The 21491-nt window shown below is 71.9% G+C and carries 19 protein-coding genes; 10 read left to right on the top strand and 9 right to left on the bottom strand.

Annotation, left to right across the window (positions count from 1 at the left end):
- Positions 1–27: 27 nt before the first annotated feature.
- From HNO83_RS15295 to HNO83_RS15280, 4 genes are all read right to left on the bottom strand, one after another.
- Positions 28–3783: an AAA family ATPase gene (locus HNO83_RS15295; protein ID WP_175338383.1), complete on the bottom strand. Its 3756-nt coding sequence runs from the start codon at positions 3781–3783 to the stop codon at positions 28–30.
- Between the two features lie 202 nt (positions 3784–3985).
- Positions 3986–4486 (bottom strand): hypothetical protein, encoded by a 501-nt coding sequence (locus tag HNO83_RS15290; RefSeq protein WP_175338382.1) that lies wholly within the window; start codon positions 4484–4486, stop codon positions 3986–3988.
- A gap of 53 nt (positions 4487–4539) precedes the next feature.
- On the bottom strand, positions 4540–5805 hold the full coding sequence (locus HNO83_RS15285) for an MFS transporter (RefSeq protein ID WP_175338381.1): 1266 nt from the start codon (positions 5803–5805) through the stop codon (positions 4540–4542).
- Positions 5802–6440, bottom strand: coding sequence for an ArsR/SmtB family transcription factor (locus HNO83_RS15280; protein WP_175338380.1), 639 nt, complete (start codon positions 6438–6440; stop codon positions 5802–5804). Before HNO83_RS15280 ends, HNO83_RS15285 begins: the two co-directional genes overlap by 4 nt.
- A 75-nt stretch (positions 6441–6515) precedes the next feature.
- Here HNO83_RS15280 and HNO83_RS15275 point away from each other — a divergent pair, with 75 nt between their 5' ends.
- The 3 genes from HNO83_RS15275 to HNO83_RS15265 all read left to right on the top strand — a co-directional run bounded on the left by HNO83_RS15275 (position 6516) and on the right by HNO83_RS15265 (position 9450).
- Positions 6516–7961, top strand: coding sequence for an MDR family MFS transporter (locus HNO83_RS15275; RefSeq protein WP_175338451.1), 1446 nt, complete (start codon positions 6516–6518; stop codon positions 7959–7961).
- Between the two features lie 122 nt (positions 7962–8083).
- Positions 8084–8992, top strand: a complete 909-nt coding sequence (locus HNO83_RS15270) for a DsbA family protein (protein ID WP_249776768.1) — start codon at positions 8084–8086, stop codon at positions 8990–8992.
- Between the two features lie 134 nt (positions 8993–9126).
- Positions 9127–9450 carry a hypothetical protein gene (locus HNO83_RS15265; protein ID WP_175338379.1) on the top strand — a complete coding sequence of 108 codons (324 nt, stop codon included), beginning with the start codon at positions 9127–9129 and terminating at the stop codon, positions 9448–9450.
- Here the strand turns inward: HNO83_RS15265 and HNO83_RS15260 are convergent.
- The gene (locus HNO83_RS15260; RefSeq protein WP_175338378.1) at positions 9447–10034 is read right to left on the bottom strand and encodes a TetR/AcrR family transcriptional regulator; all 588 of its coding nucleotides are present in this window, start codon (positions 10032–10034) and stop codon (positions 9447–9449) included. The two genes, HNO83_RS15265 and HNO83_RS15260, sit on opposite strands and share 4 nt — an antisense overlap.
- A gap of 132 nt (positions 10035–10166) precedes the next feature.
- Here HNO83_RS15260 and HNO83_RS15255 point away from each other — a divergent pair, with 132 nt between their 5' ends.
- From HNO83_RS15255 to HNO83_RS15245, 3 genes are read left to right on the top strand one after another with little or no spacing between them, the layout of a single operon-like run.
- Positions 10167–10763: a DUF6230 family protein gene (locus HNO83_RS15255; protein ID WP_175338377.1), complete on the top strand. Its 597-nt coding sequence runs from the start codon at positions 10167–10169 to the stop codon at positions 10761–10763.
- Positions 10754–11320: a DUF6114 domain-containing protein gene (locus HNO83_RS15250; RefSeq protein WP_249776767.1), complete on the top strand. Its 567-nt coding sequence runs from the start codon at positions 10754–10756 to the stop codon at positions 11318–11320. Before HNO83_RS15255 ends, HNO83_RS15250 begins: the two co-directional genes overlap by 10 nt.
- Positions 11317–12018, top strand: a complete 702-nt coding sequence (locus tag HNO83_RS15245; RefSeq protein WP_175338376.1) for a hypothetical protein — start codon at positions 11317–11319, stop codon at positions 12016–12018. The genes HNO83_RS15250 and HNO83_RS15245 overlap by 4 nt, the downstream gene beginning before the upstream one ends.
- 81 nt (positions 12019–12099) lie before the next feature.
- On the opposite strand, the gene HNO83_RS15240 is transcribed toward HNO83_RS15245, so the two are convergent.
- Positions 12100–12720: a DnaJ family domain-containing protein gene (locus HNO83_RS15240; protein WP_175338375.1), complete on the bottom strand. Its 621-nt coding sequence runs from the start codon at positions 12718–12720 to the stop codon at positions 12100–12102.
- A 244-nt stretch (positions 12721–12964) separates the two neighbouring features.
- Here HNO83_RS15240 and HNO83_RS15235 point away from each other — a divergent pair, with 244 nt between their 5' ends.
- Positions 12965–13579, top strand: coding sequence for a class I SAM-dependent methyltransferase (locus tag HNO83_RS15235; RefSeq protein ID WP_175338374.1), 615 nt, complete (start codon positions 12965–12967; stop codon positions 13577–13579).
- A gap of 3 nt (positions 13580–13582) precedes the next feature.
- On the opposite strand, the gene rox is transcribed toward HNO83_RS15235, so the two are convergent.
- Together rox and HNO83_RS15225 are read right to left on the bottom strand one after the other, a co-directional pair.
- Positions 13583–15022: a rifampin monooxygenase gene (rox, locus tag HNO83_RS15230; protein WP_217499110.1), complete on the bottom strand. Its 1440-nt coding sequence runs from the start codon at positions 15020–15022 to the stop codon at positions 13583–13585.
- Between the two features lie 174 nt (positions 15023–15196).
- Positions 15197–15412, bottom strand: coding sequence for a DUF8691 family protein (locus HNO83_RS15225; RefSeq protein WP_175338373.1), 216 nt, complete (start codon positions 15410–15412; stop codon positions 15197–15199).
- A gap of 118 nt (positions 15413–15530) precedes the next feature.
- On the opposite strand from HNO83_RS15225, the gene HNO83_RS15220 reads away from it, so the two are divergent.
- Entirely contained in the window at positions 15531–18116 is a 2586-nt protein-coding gene (locus HNO83_RS15220) for a winged helix-turn-helix domain-containing protein (protein WP_175338372.1), read from the top strand.
- 161 nt (positions 18117–18277) lie between these two features.
- On the top strand, positions 18278–18484 hold the full coding sequence (locus HNO83_RS15215; RefSeq protein WP_175338371.1) for a hypothetical protein: 207 nt from the start codon (positions 18278–18280) through the stop codon (positions 18482–18484).
- A gap of 43 nt (positions 18485–18527) precedes the next feature.
- Here HNO83_RS15215 and HNO83_RS15210 read toward each other — a convergent pair whose 3' ends face one another.
- Complete coding sequence (locus HNO83_RS15210; protein ID WP_175338370.1) at positions 18528–19202, bottom strand: winged helix-turn-helix transcriptional regulator; 675 nt, start codon at positions 19200–19202, stop codon at positions 18528–18530.
- Positions 19203–19294: 92 nt separating this feature from the next.
- On the opposite strand from HNO83_RS15210, the gene HNO83_RS15205 reads away from it, so the two are divergent.
- Entirely contained in the window at positions 19295–20785 is a 1491-nt protein-coding gene (locus HNO83_RS15205) for a DHA2 family efflux MFS transporter permease subunit (RefSeq protein WP_175338369.1), read from the top strand.
- Positions 20786–21491 lie beyond the last annotated feature (706 nt).

Below are 21491 nucleotides of genomic sequence, written 5' to 3'. Positions count from 1 at the left end.
CCCTGATGCTACCAGGGTCGGATCGCCCTACAGCGTCGGCAGCGTGATCGGCGCGGTCTCGGGCTCGGGCTCCGGCTTGCCGATCAGCTTCGCGATGCGGCCGGCGACGGCGTCCGGGTCGGCGAACAGCTCGAAGCTGTGCACCCGGAGGTAGTGCCAGCCGAGGCGGCGCAGCACGTCGGGACGCAGCCGCAGCGACTCGCGGAGGCTGCCCTTCGACACGTCCTCGTCCGTCTCGACCACGACAGCACGGCCCTCGTTCGACGCCACCAGGGTCAGCTTGCCCCGGTAGCCGAGGTGCACGTCCAGTCCACGCCGGGCGAGGCGCTTCGCCAGGTCGACGACCATCGGGTCGGCGTCCGGGCTCAGGTACTCGGGCGCGGCGGCCTGCAGCTGGTCGGCCTCCCCCAGCACCTGCGCGAGCGCGGCGATGCCGTGGCGCATCCGGGACTCGTCGATGTCCTCCGGCTTGAAGCACGAGACGATGTCCATGCCGCGGCGTCCGCGGGTCATGCCGACGGCGAGCAGGCGGTCCCCGCCCGGTTCGGCCAGGGCGCCGAAGTTGGAGAGCAGCCGGCCGTGCGGGGTGCGGCCGTAGCCGATCGAGAAGATCACGCGGTCGCGGCTCTGGCCGACCGATTGGTCGAGCGTCACCACGGTGAACGGCTCGGCCCGGTCGCCCAGGATGAAGTCGGCCAGCTCCGACCGCTTCGCGAAGGCGGACAGCACGGCCTGGTTGACCCGCACCGCGTGCCGCTCGCTGGCGGTGATGACCATGAGGGACTCGCGCGGCCGCTCCGTGGCGTGCGCGAGCACGAGCTCCACGACCTTGGCGACCTCCGCATCCGTCGACTCGACCGCGCCGGTGTCGCTGTCGGGCATGCCCTGCCCGCCGGACACGTAGTGCAGCGCGAGGCTGCCGTGGCCGAGGTAGGTGCCGGCCCACGGGAGGGAGTCGATCATCCCGCCGTAGAATCGCCGGTTGACGAGTTCGGCGAGGTCTTCCCCGCCCGCGCGGTAGCTGCGGCTGAGCGTGTACACCGGGAGCAGCTCGGAGAGCCGGGCCAGCGCGGAGTCGGCGTGCAGCGCGTCCACGTCGGCGGGCTCGACGGTCGTGCCGTACTCGTGCACGCCGATGTCGAAGCGCGACGGAGTCTGCGTCACCGGGTCGCCGAACGCGACGACCTGCCGCGCACGACGGATGACCGGGACGTTCTCGGCGAGGCTCGAGGCGCCCGCATCCACCAGCAGCACGGCGTCGAAGCCGACCTCGCGGCCGATCGACGACACCTCGTACGGCGAGATCAGCCAGACCGGAGCGAGCGGGCGCGCCAGGTGCGGCGCGGCCTCGGTGAGGGTGGTTGCGGTGGGCACGGCGCTCTTCAGCAGGCGCTTCAGCGCGGCCGCCTCGTCGGGCCAGTCCACGATGCCGATCTTCCAGGTCTCGGCCAGCATCCAGGCCAGCTGCTTGCCGGTGGCGGAGGCGTGGGCCTCGTCGACCAGGCGGAAGTCGGCCTCCAGGCGGTCGAGCACCGCGGTGTTCGCGTTCAGCAGGGCGCGGTCGGAGGCGAGCAGCGACTCCAGCACCGACTGCCACCAGGCCAGCTCCAGCTCGGCGCTCACCTGCGTCTCGGGGACGTGACGGATGGAGAGGTCGGAGATCAGCGGGTCGAGCTCCCGTTCGCGCAGCTGGGTGAGCAGCGACGTCCGCTCCTGCAGGTTGGCGAGCACCTCCGACTCGGCGGCGAGCCCGGCGACCTGCCGGGTCAGCTCGTCGATCGGGAGCGCAGCGAGCGACTGCGGCGTGCCGGTGCGGCGCAGCGGGATGTCGAGGCGGGCGAGGTCTTCGGCGACACGCTGGTAGGCGACCTGGACGTCCGCGATGCCGACCGGCACCTCGGGCACGACGCCTGCGACGGCGAAGCGGTTCCAGAGGATGCGCTGCTGCTGGATGCGCCGCAGGCTCTCGTTGAGGTCGGTCACGTGCACGCCCGGGCGCACGTACTCGAGCGCGTGCTTGCGCAGGCGGCGGCGGTTGGCGCTCGACATCGACGGCGACTCGCGACGGGACGCGGTGGCCGCGATGAGCTCGGTCAGCGACCGGTCGAACACCGACGGCGTGAACTTGTCGAGCGTCTCGCGGATGTCGAGCAGCAGCCGCAGGTACACCCCGAGCTCGGCGATGGACGCGAAGGGGCGCATCCTGGTCTGGCCGATGAGCGCGTTGGCGCGGTCGATGAGCCGCGGCAGTTCGGCGCGGTTCAGCTTCTTCGCCAGCTCGTGCGCGGCCTTGCCCTCCTCCGTAGTGGAGAAGGAGGCTCCGTACCAGGGCGAGTCGTTGGGGCCGTAGCGGAACTCGCCCAGCCGGGCCGCACGGATGAGGGCGTCGGCGGAGGCGGCGCGGTCGCGTGCGAGGGCCTCGATCGCCCGGCGGCCGAGGCGTGCGGTCGTGGACGGCGGCGACGGCAGCAGCGACAAGCGCGACAGCTCGCGCAGCGCATCCAGCACCGACACCCGGAGCACGGGGTCGCGGCGGGTGAGCGCCGCGCGGTAGTCGACCAGCACCTTGCGCAGGCGCACCAGGGCCTCGTCGACGTCGGTGACCTTCGGCTGCGTCGCCCTCTCGTTGCGCCCGATGGACTGCACGAGGTCGCGGCGGAGGGTGCGCGGCGTGACCGCGAGTCCGGGCAGGCCGACCTTCGCCAGCCGCTGGGCGATGTCGTCGAGGCTGGAGCGGCGGGGGCTGACGACGAGCACACGCTTGTGCTGCGCCACCAGTGCGCCGATGGCGTTCACGATGGTCTGCGTGCCGCCGGTGCCCGGCAGCGTCTTGACGACGAGGGAGTTGCCCGCGGCGATCTGGGCGACCACGTTCTCCTGCGCCTCGTCCGCGTCGAGCAGGAGGGTGTCGGTCGCGGGCGGGCGCTCGTCCTGCCGGATCGGCTCCACCGGGTTGAAGGCGCTCTCGACGGTCGTGCGCGCGGTCGGGTTGCCGGCCAGCGCATCCAGCAGCACGGTGTCGAGGTCCCGGGCCTCCTCGGTGAGGGCCGGGGCGACATCGGCGAAGGAGGACGCGACGAGCCGGGGCTGCACGTTGAACCACGGCAGGTGCGAGGTGAGGCCGCGCAGCCGGTCGATCACCGGCTGCGGCTTGAACACCCCGCCCTCCACGGCGAGCGCCACGAACGCGTCGGCGTCGAGGGTGATCTGGAACTGGTCGTTGAGGGCGCGCGCGAGCTCCGGGTTGAGGAAGGTGTGGCCCTTCAGCTTCAGCTCGAAGTCGCGGCCGTAGCGGCGGATGGCGAGCGGGCGCAGCAGGATCGGCGCCATGAACTCGTCGCCGCCGTGGCGCCACTGGGCGAGGCCGATGGCGAGGTGGATGGACTCGATCCCGCGCACGGAGCGCAGCTCGATGCCCTTCGCCGTGATCGCGTTGGCGGCCGCCCGGGCCGTGCGCAGCGCGAGCTCGTCGCGGATCAGGCTGGACAGCAACGTGCTCTTCCCCGTGATGAACTGCGGCAGGCCTCCGGGGTGCGTGGTGCTGAGCTCGATGCGCGTGCGGGGGCTGTCCTCGAAGTGGAGCAGCGGCGAGGCGCCGCCGACGGCAGCGATCTCCTCGCGCCAGCGCCTCCAGACCGGGTCGGCGATGTTGCCGGCGACCAGCGCCGGGTCGCCCAGGCTGAGCGTGTGAGGCGCGGTCGTCGTGCGCGGGTTCAGGGCGTCGTCTTCTGGGATGTCCGACGTCGCGTCGTCATCCTCGGTCTTCCTGTCCAGTCGCCACACACGGACACCCTACGTTCACTTCCGCGGAATCGCCGGGATTCCTGAGGGGTTTCGCGCCAATATCACGTGCGGAATGTCGGCACGCGAACGTGCCCATCCCGCTCATGACGCCCCAGCCGTCAGCTCCTGAGTTCTTCGACCTCGTCGCGGCGTGTCGCTCGAACAACTCAGGAGCTGACGGCTGCGGGCGGGTCGGAGCGGGTCAGGAGGACGGGGAGGGGGTGAGGGTGGAGTACGGCTGCAAGGCAGGGGTGACGACCGGCACCTGGAGGCCGACCGTGTTGCCGGCGCTCGTCACGGTGACCGTGGTGAGCGCACCGGGCTTCGCGGTCAGGCCCGTGACCGTCGACAGCTCGTCGGGCGGGTCGCCCAGTTTCTTGATCTCGCGCGGCTCGAGCGTCACCGAGATGGTCCGGCTGCCCTGCGGCGCCAGCTGCACCTGCTGGGTGTCGCCGCCCTCGTTCACGAGCGTGACCACGAGGTTCGCCGTGTCGCCCCCACCGCTGACCAGCACCGCGTTCCCGACGAAGACGTCGCCGACGGTCGCGCTCGGCCCGACGCTGGCCTCCTCGATGTACAGGGTGTCCTGCGGCGCCCAGAGCGTGCACGCGGTGAGCCCCGTGAACGCGGCGCCGGCGAGCACGAGGGCCGTCACGGTGCGCCGTGCCGGCGTACGGCGGATCAGCGGGATGCGGAACGTCATCACTCACCTCCGGCGAGACCTCGGTGGCGCCACACTACTGGCCCGGAGACCCGTTATGGAAGACGCTTCTCCCGCCGCAGGGCGAGCACCCCGATCACCCCGCACAACAGGTACAGCGACGCCTGGAAGTCGAGGATCGGGACGATGTCGCCGCTGTCCGCGAGAAGGCCGCCGAGCAGCAGTCCGAGACCCTGGGCGGCGCCGTCCACCGTGGTCATTGCGGCGATCACGCGGCCGAGCGCGCGGGGCGGGACGAGGGTCTGCACCAAGGTGATCTCGCCGGTCGCGGTGGTCACCGAGGGGAGGCCCATGGCGATGAACAGCCCGGCGTAGACCCAGAGCGCCGTGGTGAAGGGCGCGAGGTTCCACGCGAGCAGGGACAGGATCCCGAACACCAGGTAGCCGCCGCCCACCAGCGAGCGCGGGCCGAGGCGTCGCGCGAGCCATCCGGTGACGAGGCCGCCGACCACGCCGCCGATGGCCTGCACGCCGCGGATGATGCCGGCGCCGGTGTCCCCCGCGCCGAGGTTCTGCGTCACGTAGACGAGGAACAGGACGAGGAAGAGACCCTGCGCCACCCCGCCGAGGGCGGCGATGAGGCCGAGGACGCGCAGCGTCCCGGACCGGGCGATCAGGGCGAGGCCCTCCACCCACTCGCGCAGGATGCGGCGCTCCGCGGCGACCGGCTCCTCACCCTCCGCGTCGGGTGCGGCCGGTGGATGCGGCCTGCTGATCGCGACGAGCACCGCCGTCACCAGGTAGGTCGCGGCGTCGGCGATGACGACGCCGGTCAGACCCCACAACGCGAACGCGAGACCGCCGATCGGCGAGCCGATGAGCCGGGCGAGGCTGTCGCTCACCGCGACGAGCGCGTTGCCGCGGGCGAGCTGGTCCGGACCGACCACCTGCGGGATCATCGCCTGCCTGGCCGGGTTGATGATCGCGCCGAGCACCGCCTCCACACCCGCGACCGCGTAGACGATGCCCATGGTGTCGGCGGTCGCGAACAGCAGCGGCAGGAGCAGCACACCCTGCAGCAGCGCGACGACGACGATGGTCCTCCGGTGGTCCCAGCGGTCGACCAGGACGCCGAGGAAGCTGCCGAGGAGCAGCATCGGCACCAGCTCCACCAGGAAGACGGTGGACGCGCCGAGGGCCGAGCCGGTCGCCGAGAGCGCGAACAGCGGCAGGGCGATCATCAGCAGCCAGTCGCCGGTGTCGGAGACGAGGCCCGCCGTCCAGATCAGCGCGAAGTCGCGACGGAACAGCGGCGAGCGCGAGCGGGCGGGACGCGCTGCGGGGGCCGGGGCGGTGGTCACGGGAGGTCCTCCTCGCTCGAGGCGTCCGCCGCGCGGGCCGCGGCGTCGGCATCCGGGTGGCGGAAGGCGTTCAGGTGCAGCGCGACGACGTCGCTCCCGGCCGGGGCGTCATCGCGCGTGAGGGCGATGTACGGGCGGATGAGCGCATCCAGCTTCTCCCCCAGCTCGCGCAGCTCGGCGGGCGTCAGCCGCAGGGCGTAGCCGAAGAGCATGCTGGCCTCCCGCCACTCCACCGGCTGGTCGTCGCGCTGGGCGATCGCGCGGTGGATGAGGGCCGCCTCGTCGTCGACCTGCCGGTCGGCAAGGGCGCGCTCGACGGTGTCGGAGCCGATCGCGAACTCCGGGTCCTCCGACCGTCCGAACGTCAGGCCGGTGGAGGCGGACCGCCAGGGGCGCTCGCGGCCGTCGTCCGCGTCCACCGCCTCCACCAGCCCGACCTTGGCGAGCGCCCGCAGGTGGTAGCTGCAGTTGGACGGTGTCGACCCGACGACGGCCGCGCACTCGCTCGCGGTGCGTGGGCCGAACGACATCAGGTGGTCGAGCAGCGCGAGCCGCAGCGGGTGCGCGAGCGCACGCAGCGCGCGCGGGTCGGTGACGGTGGTCCGGCGCTCCGGTCTGCCCGATGTGAAAGACATGTTTCAGATTGTCGCGCGGCTCCTCTTTCACGTCAAGCGGGAATGCCCGCGGAAGGAGGAGACTTGTTGATGGATATGAACGAACCCACCCGAGCGAGCGTCGGCTTCCGATCGGAACGCGGCCCCATCCTGATCGCCCTCATGCTGACGACCGGGCTGGTGGCCATCGATTCGACGATCCTCGCGACGGCGGTCCCCTCGATCGTGCAGGACCTGGGCGGCTTCGCGCAGTTCCCGTGGCTGTTCTCGATCTACCTGCTCGCGCAGGCCGTCTCGGTGCCGGTGTACGCCAAGCTCGCCGACACGGTCGGCCGCAAGCCGATCGTGCTGATCGGCATCGCGCTGTTCCTCGTCGGATCCGTGCTGTGCGGGTTCGCCTGGAGCATGCCCGCGCTGATCGCGTTCCGCGCCCTGCAGGGGCTCGGGGCGGGCGCCATCCAGCCGATGTCGATGACGATCGCCGGCGACATCTACACCGTCGCCGAGCGGGCCAAGACCCAGGGCTACCTGGCGAGCGTGTGGGCGATCTCCTCGGTCGTCGGGCCGACCCTCGGCGGGGTCTTCTCGCAGTTCCTGTCCTGGCGGTGGATCTTCTTCGTCAACGTCCCGCTCTGCCTGCTGGCGGCGTGGATGCTGATCCGCACGTTCCACGAGAGCATCGAGCGCCGGAAGCACCGGATCGACTACGCCGGTGCCGCCCTCCTCACCGGCGGCATGACACTCCTCATCCTCGCGGTGCTGGAGGGCGGCCAGGCCTGGGCGTGGGACTCGATCTGGAGCATCGGCTCGTTCGCCCTCGGCGCCGTGCTGCTCGTCGCCTTCGTTCTGGTCGAGCGGAAGGCGGCAGAGCCGGTCCTTCCGCTGTGGGTGTTCTCCCGCCGCCTGCTGGTGACGACGACGCTCATCTCGCTCGGCGTCGGCGCCATCCTGATCGGGCTGACCTCGTACGTGCCGACCTACCTGGAGGGCACGACCGGCGCTGCGCCCATCGTCTCCGGTCTTGCCGTCGCCGCGCTGACGCTCGGCTGGCCGATCGCCGCGAGCCTCTCCGGGCGGTTCTACCTGCGCATCGGATTCCGCAACACCGCGCTGCTCGGGACCGTGATCGCCATCCTCGGCGCGAGCGCTCTCGCGCTGACCTCCCTGACGCCGTCGGTGCTCTTCGTCGCGGCGAGCTGCTTCGTCGTCGGCCTCGGAATGGGCCTCATCGCGGCCCCGACGCTCATCGCGGCGCAGTCGAGCGTGCCGTGGAACGAGCGCGGCGTCGTGACCGGCAGCAACATGTTCGCCCGGTCCATCGGCAGCGCGGTCGGCGTCGCCGTGTTCGGCGCGATCGCCAACGCCATCATCGGCGCGTCGGCGGGCGGTGCGCACGACGCGGCGACCATCCAGGCGGCCTCCACGTCGGTGTTCGCCGCGGTCGCGGTCGCGGCGGTGCTCACCATCGTCGCCGGGCTGGCGATGCCGCGGTCGCGTGTGGAGGACGTGGAGCTCGGGCGGGCACAGGCGGCGGCCGAGTGAGCCGCTGAGCAGTCTCCGTGGAGCACGCGGATAGAGAGGCCGGAGCTGCGGCACAGCGGCTTCATAGCAAATCCCCCCTACGATCAGGAGGACACTGTTCACGGTTCGATGGGATGAGCTGAATGGCAACTGGCAAGGGATCGACAGGTCCGACGAAACGCGACCGCCGCGAGGAGGCGCGCGAGACAGCCAGGAGGATGCGCGAAGAGGCCGCCAAGAAGGCGAAGCGGCGCAAGGTCATCGTCCAGAGCTCCGTCATCGTCGGAGTGATCGCGGTGCTCGCCATCATCGGCGTCGTCATCTTCACGACCGTCGGCACCGGCGGCGGCGCGGCGGCCAACCCGAAGAACATGGCGAGCGGCGGCATCCTGCTCACCGCACCGGACAAGGCGGTCTCCACGCCCGCCATCAAGAGCGGCGCGCAGCCCACGCCGAACAAGATGGAGCTCGACGGCAAGACCGCGCACATCCAGATCTGGCTCGACTACCAGTGCCCGTACTGCGACCAGTTCGAGACCACCAACGACGACCAGATCAAGCAGTGGCTGAGCGACGGCTCGGCGACGCTCGAGATCCATCCGGTCGCGATCCTCGACAGCGCGCAGAACCAGCAGTACTCGACCCGGGCGGGAGCCGCGGTGTCGTGCGTCGCGAACTCCGAGCCGAGCAAGTTCTGGGACGTCAACTCAGCGCTGTTCGCCAAGCAGCCCGACGAGCAGACCGGCACCGGCCTCACCAACTCCGAGATCCTCTCCATCTTCAAGGACGCCGGGGTGGACTCGAAGGCCGTGACCGACTGCGTCAACAAGCAGACCTTCGCCGACTTCGTGACCAACATGACGGCCGACGCGACGAAGAACACGCAGCTGAAGAACCCCACGTCCGGCGGCTTCGGCACCCCGACCGTGTTCGTGAACGGCGAGCGCTACCAGGGCGGCTTCACCGACGCGGCCCAGTTCGCCGCCTTCAAGGACGCCGCGGTCAAGGACGCCGGCTCGGGCAAGACCATCACCTTCCCGACCTCCAACTGACCTACGTCCCCAGCCATCAGCTCCGGAGTCCTACGACCGAATCCCCGCGATTCGCTCGAAGAACTCCGGAGCTGTTTGCGTGAGGGCGGGGGTAGGGTGCGTGGGGAAGCGACACGGCGAGAGGGAGGCTGCGCATGGAGCGGATTCCGGAGGACGGAGTCGACGACGTCGAGATCGGCGAGACCGACGCGGGCGAGACCCCCGGCTGGGCCGACCCGGCGGACGGCGACGTGGACTACGCGCTGAACGACCCGGAGGCCGAGGCCGACTTCGCCGACGAACTGGTCACCAACGACGCAGTCGCCGGCGAGACGATCTGGTCCGGGCCGGGCGACGGCAACGACGGCCCGACCGGCGGCCAGGCACGCGAGGCCGAGCCGGTGTACGACGAGCACGGCGGCGACTCCGAGGAGGACGGCGTGCTGACCGAGGACGACGTGGAGGAGGAGGGGATCTAGCCCAGGGCGTCGACGACGCCGCGGGCGCTCCGCTCCAGGAAACCGACGATCTCCTCCGAGGCCAGGTCGGTGCCGATGGCGCTCTCGACGAGCGCCTCCTCGGCGAAGGCGATCCACGACCGCAGCGCGATGCGCAGCATCGGGGTGTCCGCCGCGCCGAGTTCGAGGAACACGGCCACCACGCGCTCCGCTTGCTCGGCACGGGCCTCCTCGACCACCTGGCGCACCTCGGTGTCCCCGGACGCGACACCGCGCACCAGGGAGTAGAACGTGCCGCTGTGCTCGCGCACGAACGCGACGATCCGCTCCAGCGTGTCGTGCAGCCGGTCGAGCGGCGGGAGGCCGTCGACCGGTTCCGTCGCGTGCAGCATGGCGTCGCGGGCCGTGCGCACGACCTCCCGGTGGAGCCCCTGCTTCGACCCGAAGTAGTGGAACAGGAGGCCGCGCGAGACGCCAGCGCGCGCCGACAGGTCGTCGATCGTCAGCTGGTCCAGCGGGTTGTCGGCGAGGAACGCCACCCCGAGCGCGACCAGCTGCGCCCGACGCTCGTCCGGCGTCAACCGCGTGCGCCGGTCGTTCTCCATGCGTCGAGCCTATCCGCCTCGCTCAAGCGAACGGTGTGCAGGCGCAACTATTGACACACGGTCAATAACGTCTAAGCTCGCATCTGGACCTGACTGCGGCGTTGCTGTCAAGTCCCCCGAACAGGAGGATCGATGAAGTTCCGAAAGCTCGCCGGTTCGCACGCCGGACGGATCGTTCTCGCCGCCGTCCCCGTCGCGATCGTCTCCACGGTGCTGATGACCGGCGTCGCGCAGGGCGCTGTGCCCGTGTCGTTCGCCGTCTCCGGCAGCCAGTTCCAGATCAGCGCGACCAAGCTCGACGGGACCGGCTTCTCGCAGTACGCCGGCGTCGCCCCCGACACCGCGGGCAAGGACCACCAGGTCGCCATCGCCAACATCAAGTCGGCCACGCTCTCCGACCTCTGCCAGGCGGTCGTCACCGACACTCCGCTCGGCAAGGTGGGCATGCTCATCACCGCGGGCGGCGGCGGCAACCCCGCCTCGGCCTCCGACCTGCAGATCGGGATGACGGACCTCAAGGGCGACTCCGAGTTCCACAACATCCGCATCGGCGTCGACGCCTCCACCGTGAACACGACGGCGAAGGGCGCGGCAGGCGACTTCGCGCAGGACGCCGACACCGTCACGATCACGAACCTGCAGCAGACCGCGTGGAGCACCCAGGCCTCGGTCTTCACCCTCAACGGCATGCACGTGCAGCTGACCGACGGCTCGAAGGGATGCTTCTGATCGTGGCCGCGCACGCCACCCGGCAGGGCACAGCGGACGGGACGGACGCCCCCGGCGGCCGCGCCCGGTTCCGCGCCTGGCGCCGGAGCCGGCCGTTCTGGGGCGGCCTGCTCACGGCCCTCGGCGGCATCGAGATGTTCTTCTCGGGTCAGCTCGACATCGGCAAGATCCATGTCCAGCTCGGCATCGAGGGGCTGCAGGCGACGATCATCCCGATCCTCCTCGTCGTGCTCGGCGTGCTCGTGATCGCGATGCCCGCGCACCGCATCTTCTACGGCATCATCGCGCTCGCGGTCGCGGTGTACTCGCTGGTCGGCGTGAACCTCGGCGGCTTCTTCATCGGGATGCTGCTGAGCTGCGTCGGCGGAGTGCTGACCGTGGCGTGGATGCCGCCGAAGCCGGAAGTGGAGACCGACCCGGCCGCGCCGGACGACGTCGAGAACGAGGGCGCGGCCGACAACGCCGACGCGGCCGACGACGCCGAGACCGGCACCGCGGCGATCACGGACGGCGCCGCCGCAGAGCCGGCCGACCCGGCGAAGGGCGCGATCGCGTGAGCCGCCGCCGCTCGGGATTCGTCGCCGGAGCACTCGTGGCCTGCGTGGCCGCGTCGCTCGCCGGCCTCGGCGCCGCGCGCGTGCCGACGACCGCTCACACCGCCTGGTGCATCCCGCTCTTCATGTCGTGCAGCTCGCCGAGCCCGACCCCCACCCCGATTCCGACGAGCGGTGTCCCGGGCGTCCCGGCGCTCCCGGTGCCCGGCTCCCCCGCCGTTCCCGGCGCTCCGACCCCGACGCCAACGCCGACCGCGCCCGCGGCCCCGGCGGCCCCGGACGCCGGCGCTCCCGTCTTCACCCAGCCCCCGGCGCAGCTGGGCAGCAGCTCGCTGTCGTTCTCGGGCCTGAAGGGCATCAGCGTGGTGACCGTGCCGCTCGCCGACGGCAGCCGCATCCCGGTGCTCAAGATCTCCGCCGACAGCATCACCATCGACGGGTTCAGCCTGACCGTCCGCAAGGACACCGGCCCGAAGCTGGCGACCACCGCCGACCAGATGGCGCTGCGCGGCAACGTTCAGGTCTACCTCGATTCCGCGACCGCGACCGGCCCGGACGGCAAGGGCGTCACGCTCGGCGCCGCCACCCCTCCCCCGGCCGACGGACTGCCGCCGCAGCTGCTGCGCGTCACCCTCGGGCTCGTCGGCGTGACCGCGGACAGCATCCACTTCACCGCGCCGCACCAGCACCTCACCGAGTAGCGCCGATCGATGGGCCGCAACACGCCGTGACCGCCGCACCCGGGACGGCGTGTTGCGCCCCATGGACGCCCGCAGGCGCGATCAGCGGCCGGACTCGCGCCGCAACCGGCGCCGCTCTCGGCGGGAGAGCGCGGCGTATGCCTCCTGCTGGGCCCGCCGCGCCTCCTCCGCCTGGCGCAGTCGTTCGCGGCGCCGGTCGCGCCAGCGTTCCACCTCGGCCTCCACGTCCCGGGTCGGGGTGACGACCGGCGGGCCGCCCTGCAGCTGCCGGCGGGCCTCGACGATCCGGCGGTTGAAGCCCTCGAGATGCTCCCGCACCGCGCTCTCGGAGCCCAGGCGGTCGAGCCGGTCCTCCAGTTCCTTGTCCTCCGTGCGCAGCAGGAGCGCGGGCGGCCCGAGCCCGGTGAGCTGCTCCCGCTCGATCTTGCGGCGGATCCACCAGTCGGGGTCGTGCGTGCCGGTCAGGCCGGGCAGCGGCTTCCCCGCACCGGGCAGGTCGTCGAAGTCGCCGCGGCGGATCGCCTGCTGGATCGCCGTCTCGACGATCTGCGCGCGCTGGTCCATGCTCGGCTGGCCGGCGTTCGCCTCCTCGACCGGCTCGCCCCGAGCCTCCGCGTCGCGGCGCAGGCGGTAGCGCGCGGCCTCGACGAGCGGGTCCGACTCGCCGGCCGCACGACGCTGCTCGTCACGGTTGCGGGCCATGATTCCACCCTACGCTCGGCCTCCGACCATGAACTCGACGTGAACATCCAGGGATGAATTCGGCGAACGGGTTGACTTCGTCCCGATTCCGCTTAATGTGTGCACTAAGCAACCGGATGGCAGGCTGAACCGCAGGGGGCGGGCAGCTGTACTGCATTCCCGGTGCGCCGGCGGTCGGCTCTTTCGGGTGGAGTCGACCGCCGCACCTTCTCCCGGGCCTCGCCTTCCCGCTACGCTGGCGCGCGTGACCGATGACGAGCACCTCCGGGTGGTCCGCGAACGCTTCGACGACCGGGCCCCCACCTACGACGAGAGCGCCATGCACCGCGGCCTGGCTGCGGCTGTCGCCGCCTTCGCCGACCTCGCCGGCGTCGAGGCGGTGCTCGACGTCGCGACCGGCACCGGCCTCGTCCTGCGCGCCCTCCGCGACCGAGGCTACGAGGGTTCCGCATCCGGCGTCGACCTGGCGCCGCGCATGATCGACGAGGCCCGCCGCCACCTCCCGGAGGCCGACCTGGTCGTCGCCGACGCGACGCGGCTCCCGTTCGACGACGACGCGTTCGACCTGGTGACGTGCGTGACCGGTCTGCAGCTGTTCCCGCACCCCGACGCCGCGATCGCCGAGTGGGCCCGCGTCCTCCGCCCGAATGGCCGGGCGATCACGGCCACATTCCTCGCCTTCGACCGGACGCGCCACCGGGCCGCCCCGCCGCCCGCTTTCATCGACCACAGCCCGTTCGACTCGGTCGCGCACCTCTCCGCGACCGTCCTCTCCGCAGGCTTCGCGGTCGCTCGCACCGACACCTGGACCGACGGCGCCGACGAGGTGCTCATCGCCGAGCTGGCCCGGAGCGCCTGACCCTCAGTCGACGGGACGCCCGAACCATCGCCGCAGCGCGTCCTCCAACTCCGCCTGATCGTCGCCCGCCCAGGCGACGTGGCCGTCGGGACGCAGCAGTACGGCCGGCGCTTCCAGCCCCTCCGCCGGCTCGGCGACCAGGTCGACCCGGTCCGCCCAGCCGTCGGGCAACAGCGTGCCGGTCTCGTCGATCAGCAGCCCGCGTCCGTCGCGCATCCGCTCGTAGAGTCGGCCGTGGGTCAGCGGGAGGTCGCGCATCCGGCGACCCACGAGCCCGTGGCCGCCGCCGAGGTCGTAGCGGACGCCGGTACCGGCGATCTTCTCGGCGAAGAACCGGGCGACGTCGTCCATCGCCATCAGCTCGGTGAGCAGCCGGCGCACGGCCTGCGGTCCGGGCGCGGGGTCGATCAGCTCGCTCTGCGCGCGCGTGACGGTCAGCACCTCCTCCGCCGCCGGGTGCCGCTCGGCGAAGTACGTGTCGAGCAGCCCCTCCGGCGCGCGCCCGCTCAGTTCGGCGGCGAGCTTCCAGCCGAGGTTGAACGCGTCCTGGATCCCCAGATTCAGCCCCTGCCCGCCGAGCGGCGGGTGCACGTGCGCGGCGTCGCCCGCGATCAGCACGCGGCCCACGCGGTAGCGGTCTGCGAGCCGGGTCGCGTCGGTGAACCGGGACAGGGACCGCGGCGAGTGGATGCCGAAGTCGGTGCCCGCGTAGGCGCGCAGCTGCTCCCGGAACTCGTCCAGCGTCGGCGGCGTCGCACGGTCCTCCGACACGGTCGCCGCGGGAACGACCGCGCGGTAGCGTCCCTCCCCTGCCGGCCCGATCCCGAAGCCGCGGTGCGTCTTCCGCACCTCCTCCGAGATCGCGGCGATCTCCTCCGCCGGAGCGGTCACCTCCGCTTCGCCCAGGATCCACTCCGTAGTGGGCGCCTCGCCGGGGAAGCCGATCCCGAGGGCGCGCCGGGTGAGGCTGCGACCCCCGTCGCAGCCGACCATCCACCGCGCCCGCAGCCGCCCGCCGTCGGCGAGCGACACGGTGACGCCCTCGTCGTCCTGCTCGAAGCCCGCCACCTCCGCGCCGCGGCGGACCTCGGCGCCGAGTTCCGCCGCCCGCTCCGCGAGCAGACGGTCCGTCACCGGCTGCGGGAGGCCCAGCGTGTACCCGTGGGCGGTGTCGAGAACGACCGGCCGTGGCGCCGGGATGCCCGCGAAGCTGCCGATGCCCGGGTAGCGGGTGCCGAGCTCGAGGAACCGGTCGAGCAGTCCGCGCTGGTCCATGATCTCCAGACTGCGCGCGTGCAGCCCGAGCGACCGCACCAGTTGCGTCGGCTCGGCGTCCCGCTCCAGCACCAGCACGTCCGCGTCGTGCAGCCGCAGCTCGGCGGCCAGCATCATCCCGGTCGGGCCCCCGCCCACGATGATCGCGTCGTACACGTGTTCCGTCATCCTCGCCCCGTCCCCGCGCCCGATGATCGTCGAATTCCGGCCGCGACCAGCCATTCTGGTGGATGCCGGGGCCCTTGCCGCAAGCCCCCGCCCCTCCGGTATCCTGGAAATGCGGCAGAGGCCGGACGGACGGTCCGCCGCCCGCTCGCTCCGCTCCTCCGCGAGGAGCCGCTCTTAGAGCTCCACCCGCCGCACCGACACCACCTCGACGTGGAGCTCGTCCAGCAGCTCGAGCAGGCCGAGCAGCGTCGCCTGGTCCGCCACCTGCCCCACGATGCTGGTGCCGCCGTCCGGGGTGGCCGTGCAGGCGAAGCCGTGCAGCGCCCCGACCTGTTCCAGCAGCGACCCGAGATTGCCTTCGACCACGACCTCCACATGCCGGCCCGCCATGCAGAACCACCCTTTCGTTCCCCTGTTGCGCATGATGGCGGAGCGGGTGGAGGCTGTCGTCACCCCAATAGGATGACTTCTACACACGTATCCCGAAGTCCGATCACGGGAGCCCCGGATGCCAGACCGCCGCTCTATCCCGGTCCACGCGGTCGCCCGTCCCGGCCTGCTGCGGCTGCTGGATGCGGGCATCCGGTCGCCGTTGACCGTCGTCATCGCCCCCGCGGGGTCCGGTAAGACCGTGCTGCTGTCGCAGTGGGTGGCGTCGCGTCCCGACCTCGCCGTGGCCTGGTTCGAGGTGTCGGACGCGGACCGCGACGCCGTGCGCTTCGCGCGCCGGTTCGGCGCCGCGCTGGCCGGGGCGCACCCGTCGATCGCCTCCGCCTTCCCGCAGCCGGAGACCACGGGCGGTCTCGGCGAAGCCTACCTCGACGCCGTCGCCGGCGCGCTCGCGGACGCCGAGGCCGAGGTTGCGATCGTCGTCGACGACGTCCAGAAGCTGCGCAACCCCGCCCTCGTCGACGACCTGTGGCGGCTGGCCGACCTCCTCCCGCCCACTTCCCACCTGGTGCTGTCTTCCCGGGTCGACACCGGGATGCGGCTCACGCAGCACCGCCTGCGCCACTCGCTGGTCGAGATCCGGCAGCGGGAGCTGCGGTTCGACGACAACGACGCCGCCCGGCTGCTCGGCCTGCTGAGCGGCGGGGAAGTGCCCGCCCGCACCGCCGCTCTGGTGCGGGAGCACACGGACGGCTGGGCCGCCGGCGTGCAGCTCGCCGGCCTCACCCTCCGGTCGCGGCCCGACGACGACCTGCTGGCCAGCATCGCCGAGTCGGACCGGCTGATCGTCGACTACCTGGGCGAGGAGGTGCTGGATGCGCAGCCGCCGCAGCGGAGGGACGCACTGCTCCGCCTGTCGGTGGCGGACGAGCTGCACCCCGACCTGGTGCCCCTGCTCGCCGGCGAGGGGCCGGCCCCCGACCTGCTGCGCCAGCTGGAGCGCGAGTCGATGTTCCTCACCGCGCAGCCGCAGCGTCCGGGATGGTTCGCCTTCCATCCGCTCTTCCGCAACCTGATGCGGCTGCGGCTGCGCGTCGAGCATCCGGGTCTGGAGCAGGCCCTGCTCGTGCAGCTCGCCGCTTGGTCGCGGGACCGAGACGATGCCGTGACCGCGGTGGAGGCACTGCTGCGCGCCCGGCAGTGGGACGACGCTCTGGAGCTGGTGCTCTCCACGGGCCGCGAAGCGTTCGAGGTCGGCTACGCCGCCACGCTGGTGCGCTGGCTCTCCGCTGTCCCCGCGGAGGTACGCCGCTCGGACCCGCGGGCGGAGGTCCTCTACGGCATCGCGCTCGGTATCAGCGGGCACGCCAGGGAGGCCCTGGAGGTCTTGCGCATCGTCGCCGACCGCCCGGACCTGGAGGACGGGATCAGGACGATCGCCCGCGGGTACCTGGCCGCCGGCGTCCAGTTCGTCCCGCCCGCCGAGGCGCTCCTGGTCGACGGCGAGCTGGCCCTGGCGGCGCTCGACGCGGACCCGGAGATGTCGCTGCCCGACATCATGCAGCTGACCCAGCGCGAGCCGCTGTACGCGCTCACCGCGGCGTCCGTCGCACGGGCGGAGCTGTTCCTGGGCCGGCTCGGCCCGGCGGCGGAACGGCTCGACCGCATGCTGGCCTCCCCCGGCGCGCTGTATGCGCCCTACCGCATCCACGCCCTGGGCAGCCGCGCCGTGGTCGACGCCTTGAGCGGGAGGCTGGTGGAGGCGACAGCGCGGGCCGACGAGGCGCTCCAGCTGGCGGAGGAGACCGCGCTGCTCGGGCACCAGTCCACCGGCGACCCGTACATCGCGCTCGCCCTCGTCGCCGCGCGCCGCGGCACGCCGGAGTCGGGCGCGCTCTCGCTGCGGGAGGGCGTGCTGCGCGCGACGGGGAACGCCCGGCACCAGCTGCTCTGGCTCGCCGTGCTGGCGGAACGGCTCTCCCCCGGTCCGGACGGCCCCACCGAGGTCGAAGAGCCGCCCACCCCCGCGCCGCCCGTGGTGCAGGTCGAGCTGGACGCCCTCCGCCTGCGCGCCGCCCGCCTGGCCGGCCTGCCGGAGCCGGCGCACGAGACGCCCGAGGGCTGGTCCTCCGTCTCGTTCGAGGAGGTCGCCGCCCGTCTCGTACGCGGCGACACGACCGGCGCGGGTCGCCGGTTGCGGGACGCGCTCCGGGACGACCCCTCGCCGTCGCTCATCGCCGAGGTCGAGCAGGAGTTGGCGCTCGGCTGGTTCCACGCCTCGTCCGGCGACCGCGGCGCCTCGGAGCGGCACCTCGTCCGCGCCCTCTCGCTCGCCGAACCGGAGCAGCTGCTCGGCCCCTTCCTCGCCGCGGGCCGTCCGGTCGCGGCGCTCATCGAATCCCTCCCCGGGGCGCCCGACGCGTTCCGCCGCCGGCTCGTGCGCATCGCCGGGGCCGTCGGCCACGCCGTCGCGGAGGAGCTCCCCGACCCGCTCACCCGGCGCGAGCTCGCCATCCTCGCGTACCTGCCCACGCGCCTCTCGAACGCCGAGATCGCGAGCCGCAGCTACGTCTCCCTCAACACGGTGAAGACCCACATCGCCCGCATCTACCGGAAGCTGGACGTGCAGTCCCGCTCCGCCGCCGTCGACCGCGCGGCCGATCTCGGCCTGCTGGAGCCGCTGGGCACGGGCGACACGCTCTGACCGCCTCGCGTCGACGGCCGCCGCACCCGAGTCACCCCCAGGGTCACCCGTGCCGGGTGACGCGCCCCACTCCCCCGCCGCCGTAGCGTGCTGCGCACAGGGGTGAGCCGTCGCCGGAGGATCGGGCCATCGGCCGCCTCACCCCGGAACGGGAGGGGGACATGACCGACATCGAGCTGCCGATCGGCCTCACGCCGCGCATCGGCGCGGAGTTCCACCTGGTGCACTGGACGCGCGGAACGGAGGAGTGGACGGCGCACACCATCCTGGCCGTCTACGTCTCCTCGACCCCCGACGAGTGGGTGGTGGAGCACCTCGGGCGACGGCTGCGGCTGTCGCGGCAGGAGTGGTTGCGGTTCATGCCCTGAGATGGGCCGCGGTCTGTGAGTTCGGGCCCGCAGACCGCGGCCATCACGCCTCAGCGGGCACGTGCGCGCTGTACGGCACCCGCATGGTCTCCGCAAAACGTTCGAACAGGGAGGCGTCCCCTTCCAGCTGGACGACTCCCGTCGCGACGGCGGTCGGCGCATCCAGTTCGCCCGCGAGCACGTCGCGGATCTGCGGGCCGGCCGTAATGATGAGGTCGGGATGCTCGGCCGGGCCCTCGCCGACGGTGATCGCCCCGTCCCGCATGATCACATGCGCCTCGATCTCGCCGACGCGCACCGTGTAGACCGAGTCCCAATCCTCGGGCACCACGCCCTCCCCCGCCGCCACCTGCAACGCTGACGTGATGGAGGCACTCGTCACGATCTCGCCCTCGCGCGGGGTCCGCATCCCTCCGGCCCCGAACCGGGAGAGCGCGTCCAGCGTCGGGCGCAGCTCGTCGCCGCGCGGGGTCAGCGCATAGACGACCGAGCGCTCAGCGCCCGATGGAGCCGTCCGAGCCACCAGCCCCTCGTCCTCGAGTTCTTTCAGCCGCGTCGCCAGCGTGTTCGTCGGGATGCCCGGGAGGCCGGCCACCAGCTCCGAGTAGCGCCGGGGACCGACGCTGAGGTCGCGCAGGATCAGCAGCGTCCAGCGCTGGCCGACGATCTCGGCCGCCCGCGCGAGTCCGCAGAACTGTCCGTAGTGCTGGTTCGTCATGTCGCCGATATTACCACTTGACTTCACTATTTGCAGTGTGCTTTATTTTTTGCAGCAATTCATCGACGCAACTCCGACGAAGGGGACGACCCATGACCGACACCATCGCCCGCGACGATGCAGAGACCGCCGGGGTCGCTGCCGCCGCCCCGGCTCCTGCCTCCGCCCTGACGGCCCGCGACCGCACCGCGCTCGGGCTGCTGCTCGCCGCGGTGTTCGTCGTCTTCCTGAACGAGACGATGATGGCGGTGGCACTGCCGCGCATCCAGGAGTCCCTGCACATCGACGCCACAGAAGGCCAGTGGCTGACGACGGCGTTCGCGCTGACCATGGCCGTCGTCATCCCGATCACCGGATGGCTCATGCAGCGGCTGCGGACGCGCGCCGTCTTCACGGTCGCCATGTCGAGCTTCGTCGCCGGAACCCTCGTCGCCGCCCTGTCGCCCGTGTTCGAGGTGCTGGTGGCCGGCCGCGTCATCCAGGCCGTCGGCACCGCCATCATGATGCCGCTGATGATGACGACGGTCATGACCATCGTGCCGCCGGATGAGCGCGGCCGCATCATGGGCCGCGTCTCGATCGTCATGTCGGTCGCGCCCGCGGTGGGTCCGATCGTGTCGGGAGCGCTCATCCAGGTGCTGCCGTGGCAGGGCCTGTTCTGGGTGATGCTGCCGATCGGCGCCGCGATGCTCGCCGTGGGCGTGCGCAAGGTGCCGAACGTGTCGGAGACGCGGAAGGTCCCGCTCGACACGCTCTCCGTCATCCTCTCGGCTCTCGCCTTCTCCGCCCTCGTCTTCGGGCTCAGCGAGATCGGTGCCGCCGCCGTGGGCGAGGCCGCCGTGCAGCCCTGGATCCCGATCGTCGCCGGTCTCATCACGCTCGGCTTCTTCGGCTGGCGGCAGGTCGTGCTGCAGCGCACGGACTCCGCCCTGCTCGACCTACGGACCTTCCTCTCCCGCGACTTCGCCGTCTCGGTGGCGATGATGACCGCGGCGATGGTGTCGCTGTTCGGCGCGTTCATCGTCGTGCCGCAGTTCGCCCGCTACACGCTGGGCCTCGAGCCGATCTGGGTGGGCGCCATCCTGCTCCCCGGCGGCCTGCTGATGGGCCTCGCCGGCCCGACCGTCGGCCGCCTGTACGACCGCTTCGGCCCGCGCCCGCTGGTGATCCCCGGTTCGATCGGCCTGGCCGCGTCGCTGTGGACCTTCGCCTTCGCGCTCGGGGTCGGCTCGTCGTGGGTGGTGCTCCTGGGGGCGCACATCGTCCTGATGCTGTCGCTGGCGTTCCTCTTCACTCCCGCGTTCAGCTCCTCGCTCGGCTCGCTTCCGCCGGCCCTGTACTCGCACGGCAGCGCCACCATCGCCACGCTGCAGCAGGTCGCCGGAGCCGCCGGGACCGCGATCTTCGTGGCGCTGTACGCCACCGGTGTCACCTCGACCGGGGCCGCCGACCCGGACCTGCCGTCCGCGGCGGCCGCTGCCGCTGGGGCGCACCTGGCGTTCGTCGCCGGCGGCGTGCTGTCGCTGGTGGTCATCGCGCTGGCGCTGCTGGTGCGGAAGCCGGCCGCGGTGCCGGCGCACTGAATCCACCCGTCTCGTCTCTTCGGAGGTCATCATGGAACGCACAACCGTCGCCCGAACCATCCGGACGCTGTTCGCCCGTCCGTCGGGCCGCCCGGTTCCGCCGCCGGCCCACGCGCCGCTGGGCGCCCCGCACCACTGACCGCTCACTCGGCCTGGAGACGCCACCATGACCGATCGTGACACGTCAGCAGGGCCGCCCCCGGCCGTGCGCACCCGGTCGGACAGCCGGGAGGAGACGTCCGGGCCGAGCACGCCAGGGAGAACTCGTTGATGAGTCGAGCCATCTCTTCGGGCTCCCATCGGAACCAGGAGCCACATGCGCTACCCTCGGTCTGCACTAGGAGGGCGGTAGATGCATAAGCGCGAACCGGGCCGAAAGTGGACGATCAAGTTGTGGGTGTCCCGCGTTGGCGAGGTGTTCGTGGCGATCGCCGACAGCATCCTGACAAACGTTCGGCGCTGAGAGCGGAAGGGGCGCAGCCGTTGGCCACACCCCCTCGCTTCACTCTTGAGGTTCTCTAGCGAGTGCATCCTGTCCGGCCCAGTGGTTCCCGAGAACAAGAAAGACGATTCCCTCAAGGACTACTAGCACCGGCCACACCCACCAGGGAGCGACAGATCCGAATGCCACTGCTAGCGCGACCAGCACGAGCATCGAACCGAACGACGCAATCCGACGGGCGGGCGTGGCGTTTATAGCCCGTCG

The organism is Leifsonia sp. C5G2 (assembly GCF_013359685.1).
Taxonomy (GTDB): domain Bacteria; phylum Actinomycetota; class Actinomycetes; order Actinomycetales; family Microbacteriaceae; genus Leifsonia.
The sequence above is the reverse complement of the archived record's forward strand: the minus strand, read 5'-3'. Positions and strand labels throughout refer to the sequence as shown.

Excerpts from the sequence above, each read along its gene's own strand:
- HNO83_RS15290 (WP_175338382.1), bottom strand. The coding sequence starts at position 4,486 with ATGACGTTCCGCATCCCGCTGATCCGCCGTACGCCGGCACGGCGCACC.
- HNO83_RS15280 (WP_175338380.1), bottom strand. The coding sequence starts at position 6,440 with ATGTCTTTCACATCGGGCAGACCGGAGCGCCGGACCACCGTCACCGAC.
- HNO83_RS15275 (WP_175338451.1), top strand. The coding sequence starts at position 6,516 with ATGAACGAACCCACCCGAGCGAGCGTCGGCTTCCGATCGGAACGCGGC.
- HNO83_RS15270 (WP_249776768.1), top strand. The coding sequence starts at position 8,084 with ATGGCAACTGGCAAGGGATCGACAGGTCCGACGAAACGCGACCGCCGC.
- HNO83_RS15265 (WP_175338379.1), top strand. The coding sequence starts at position 9,127 with ATGGAGCGGATTCCGGAGGACGGAGTCGACGACGTCGAGATCGGCGAG.
- HNO83_RS15260 (WP_175338378.1), bottom strand. The coding sequence starts at position 10,034 with ATGGAGAACGACCGGCGCACGCGGTTGACGCCGGACGAGCGTCGGGCG.
- HNO83_RS15255 (WP_175338377.1), top strand. The coding sequence starts at position 10,167 with ATGAAGTTCCGAAAGCTCGCCGGTTCGCACGCCGGACGGATCGTTCTC.
- HNO83_RS15250 (WP_249776767.1), top strand. The coding sequence starts at position 10,754 with ATGCTTCTGATCGTGGCCGCGCACGCCACCCGGCAGGGCACAGCGGAC.
- HNO83_RS15240 (WP_175338375.1), bottom strand. The coding sequence starts at position 12,720 with ATGGCCCGCAACCGTGACGAGCAGCGTCGTGCGGCCGGCGAGTCGGAC.
- rox (WP_217499110.1), bottom strand. The coding sequence starts at position 15,022 with ATGACGGAACACGTGTACGACGCGATCATCGTGGGCGGGGGCCCGACC.
- HNO83_RS15225 (WP_175338373.1), bottom strand. The coding sequence starts at position 15,412 with ATGGCGGGCCGGCATGTGGAGGTCGTGGTCGAAGGCAATCTCGGGTCG.
- HNO83_RS15220 (WP_175338372.1), top strand. The coding sequence starts at position 15,531 with ATGCCAGACCGCCGCTCTATCCCGGTCCACGCGGTCGCCCGTCCCGGC.
- HNO83_RS15215 (WP_175338371.1), top strand. The coding sequence starts at position 18,278 with ATGACCGACATCGAGCTGCCGATCGGCCTCACGCCGCGCATCGGCGCG.
- HNO83_RS15210 (WP_175338370.1), bottom strand. The coding sequence starts at position 19,202 with ATGACGAACCAGCACTACGGACAGTTCTGCGGACTCGCGCGGGCGGCC.
- HNO83_RS15205 (WP_175338369.1), top strand. The coding sequence starts at position 19,295 with ATGACCGACACCATCGCCCGCGACGATGCAGAGACCGCCGGGGTCGCT.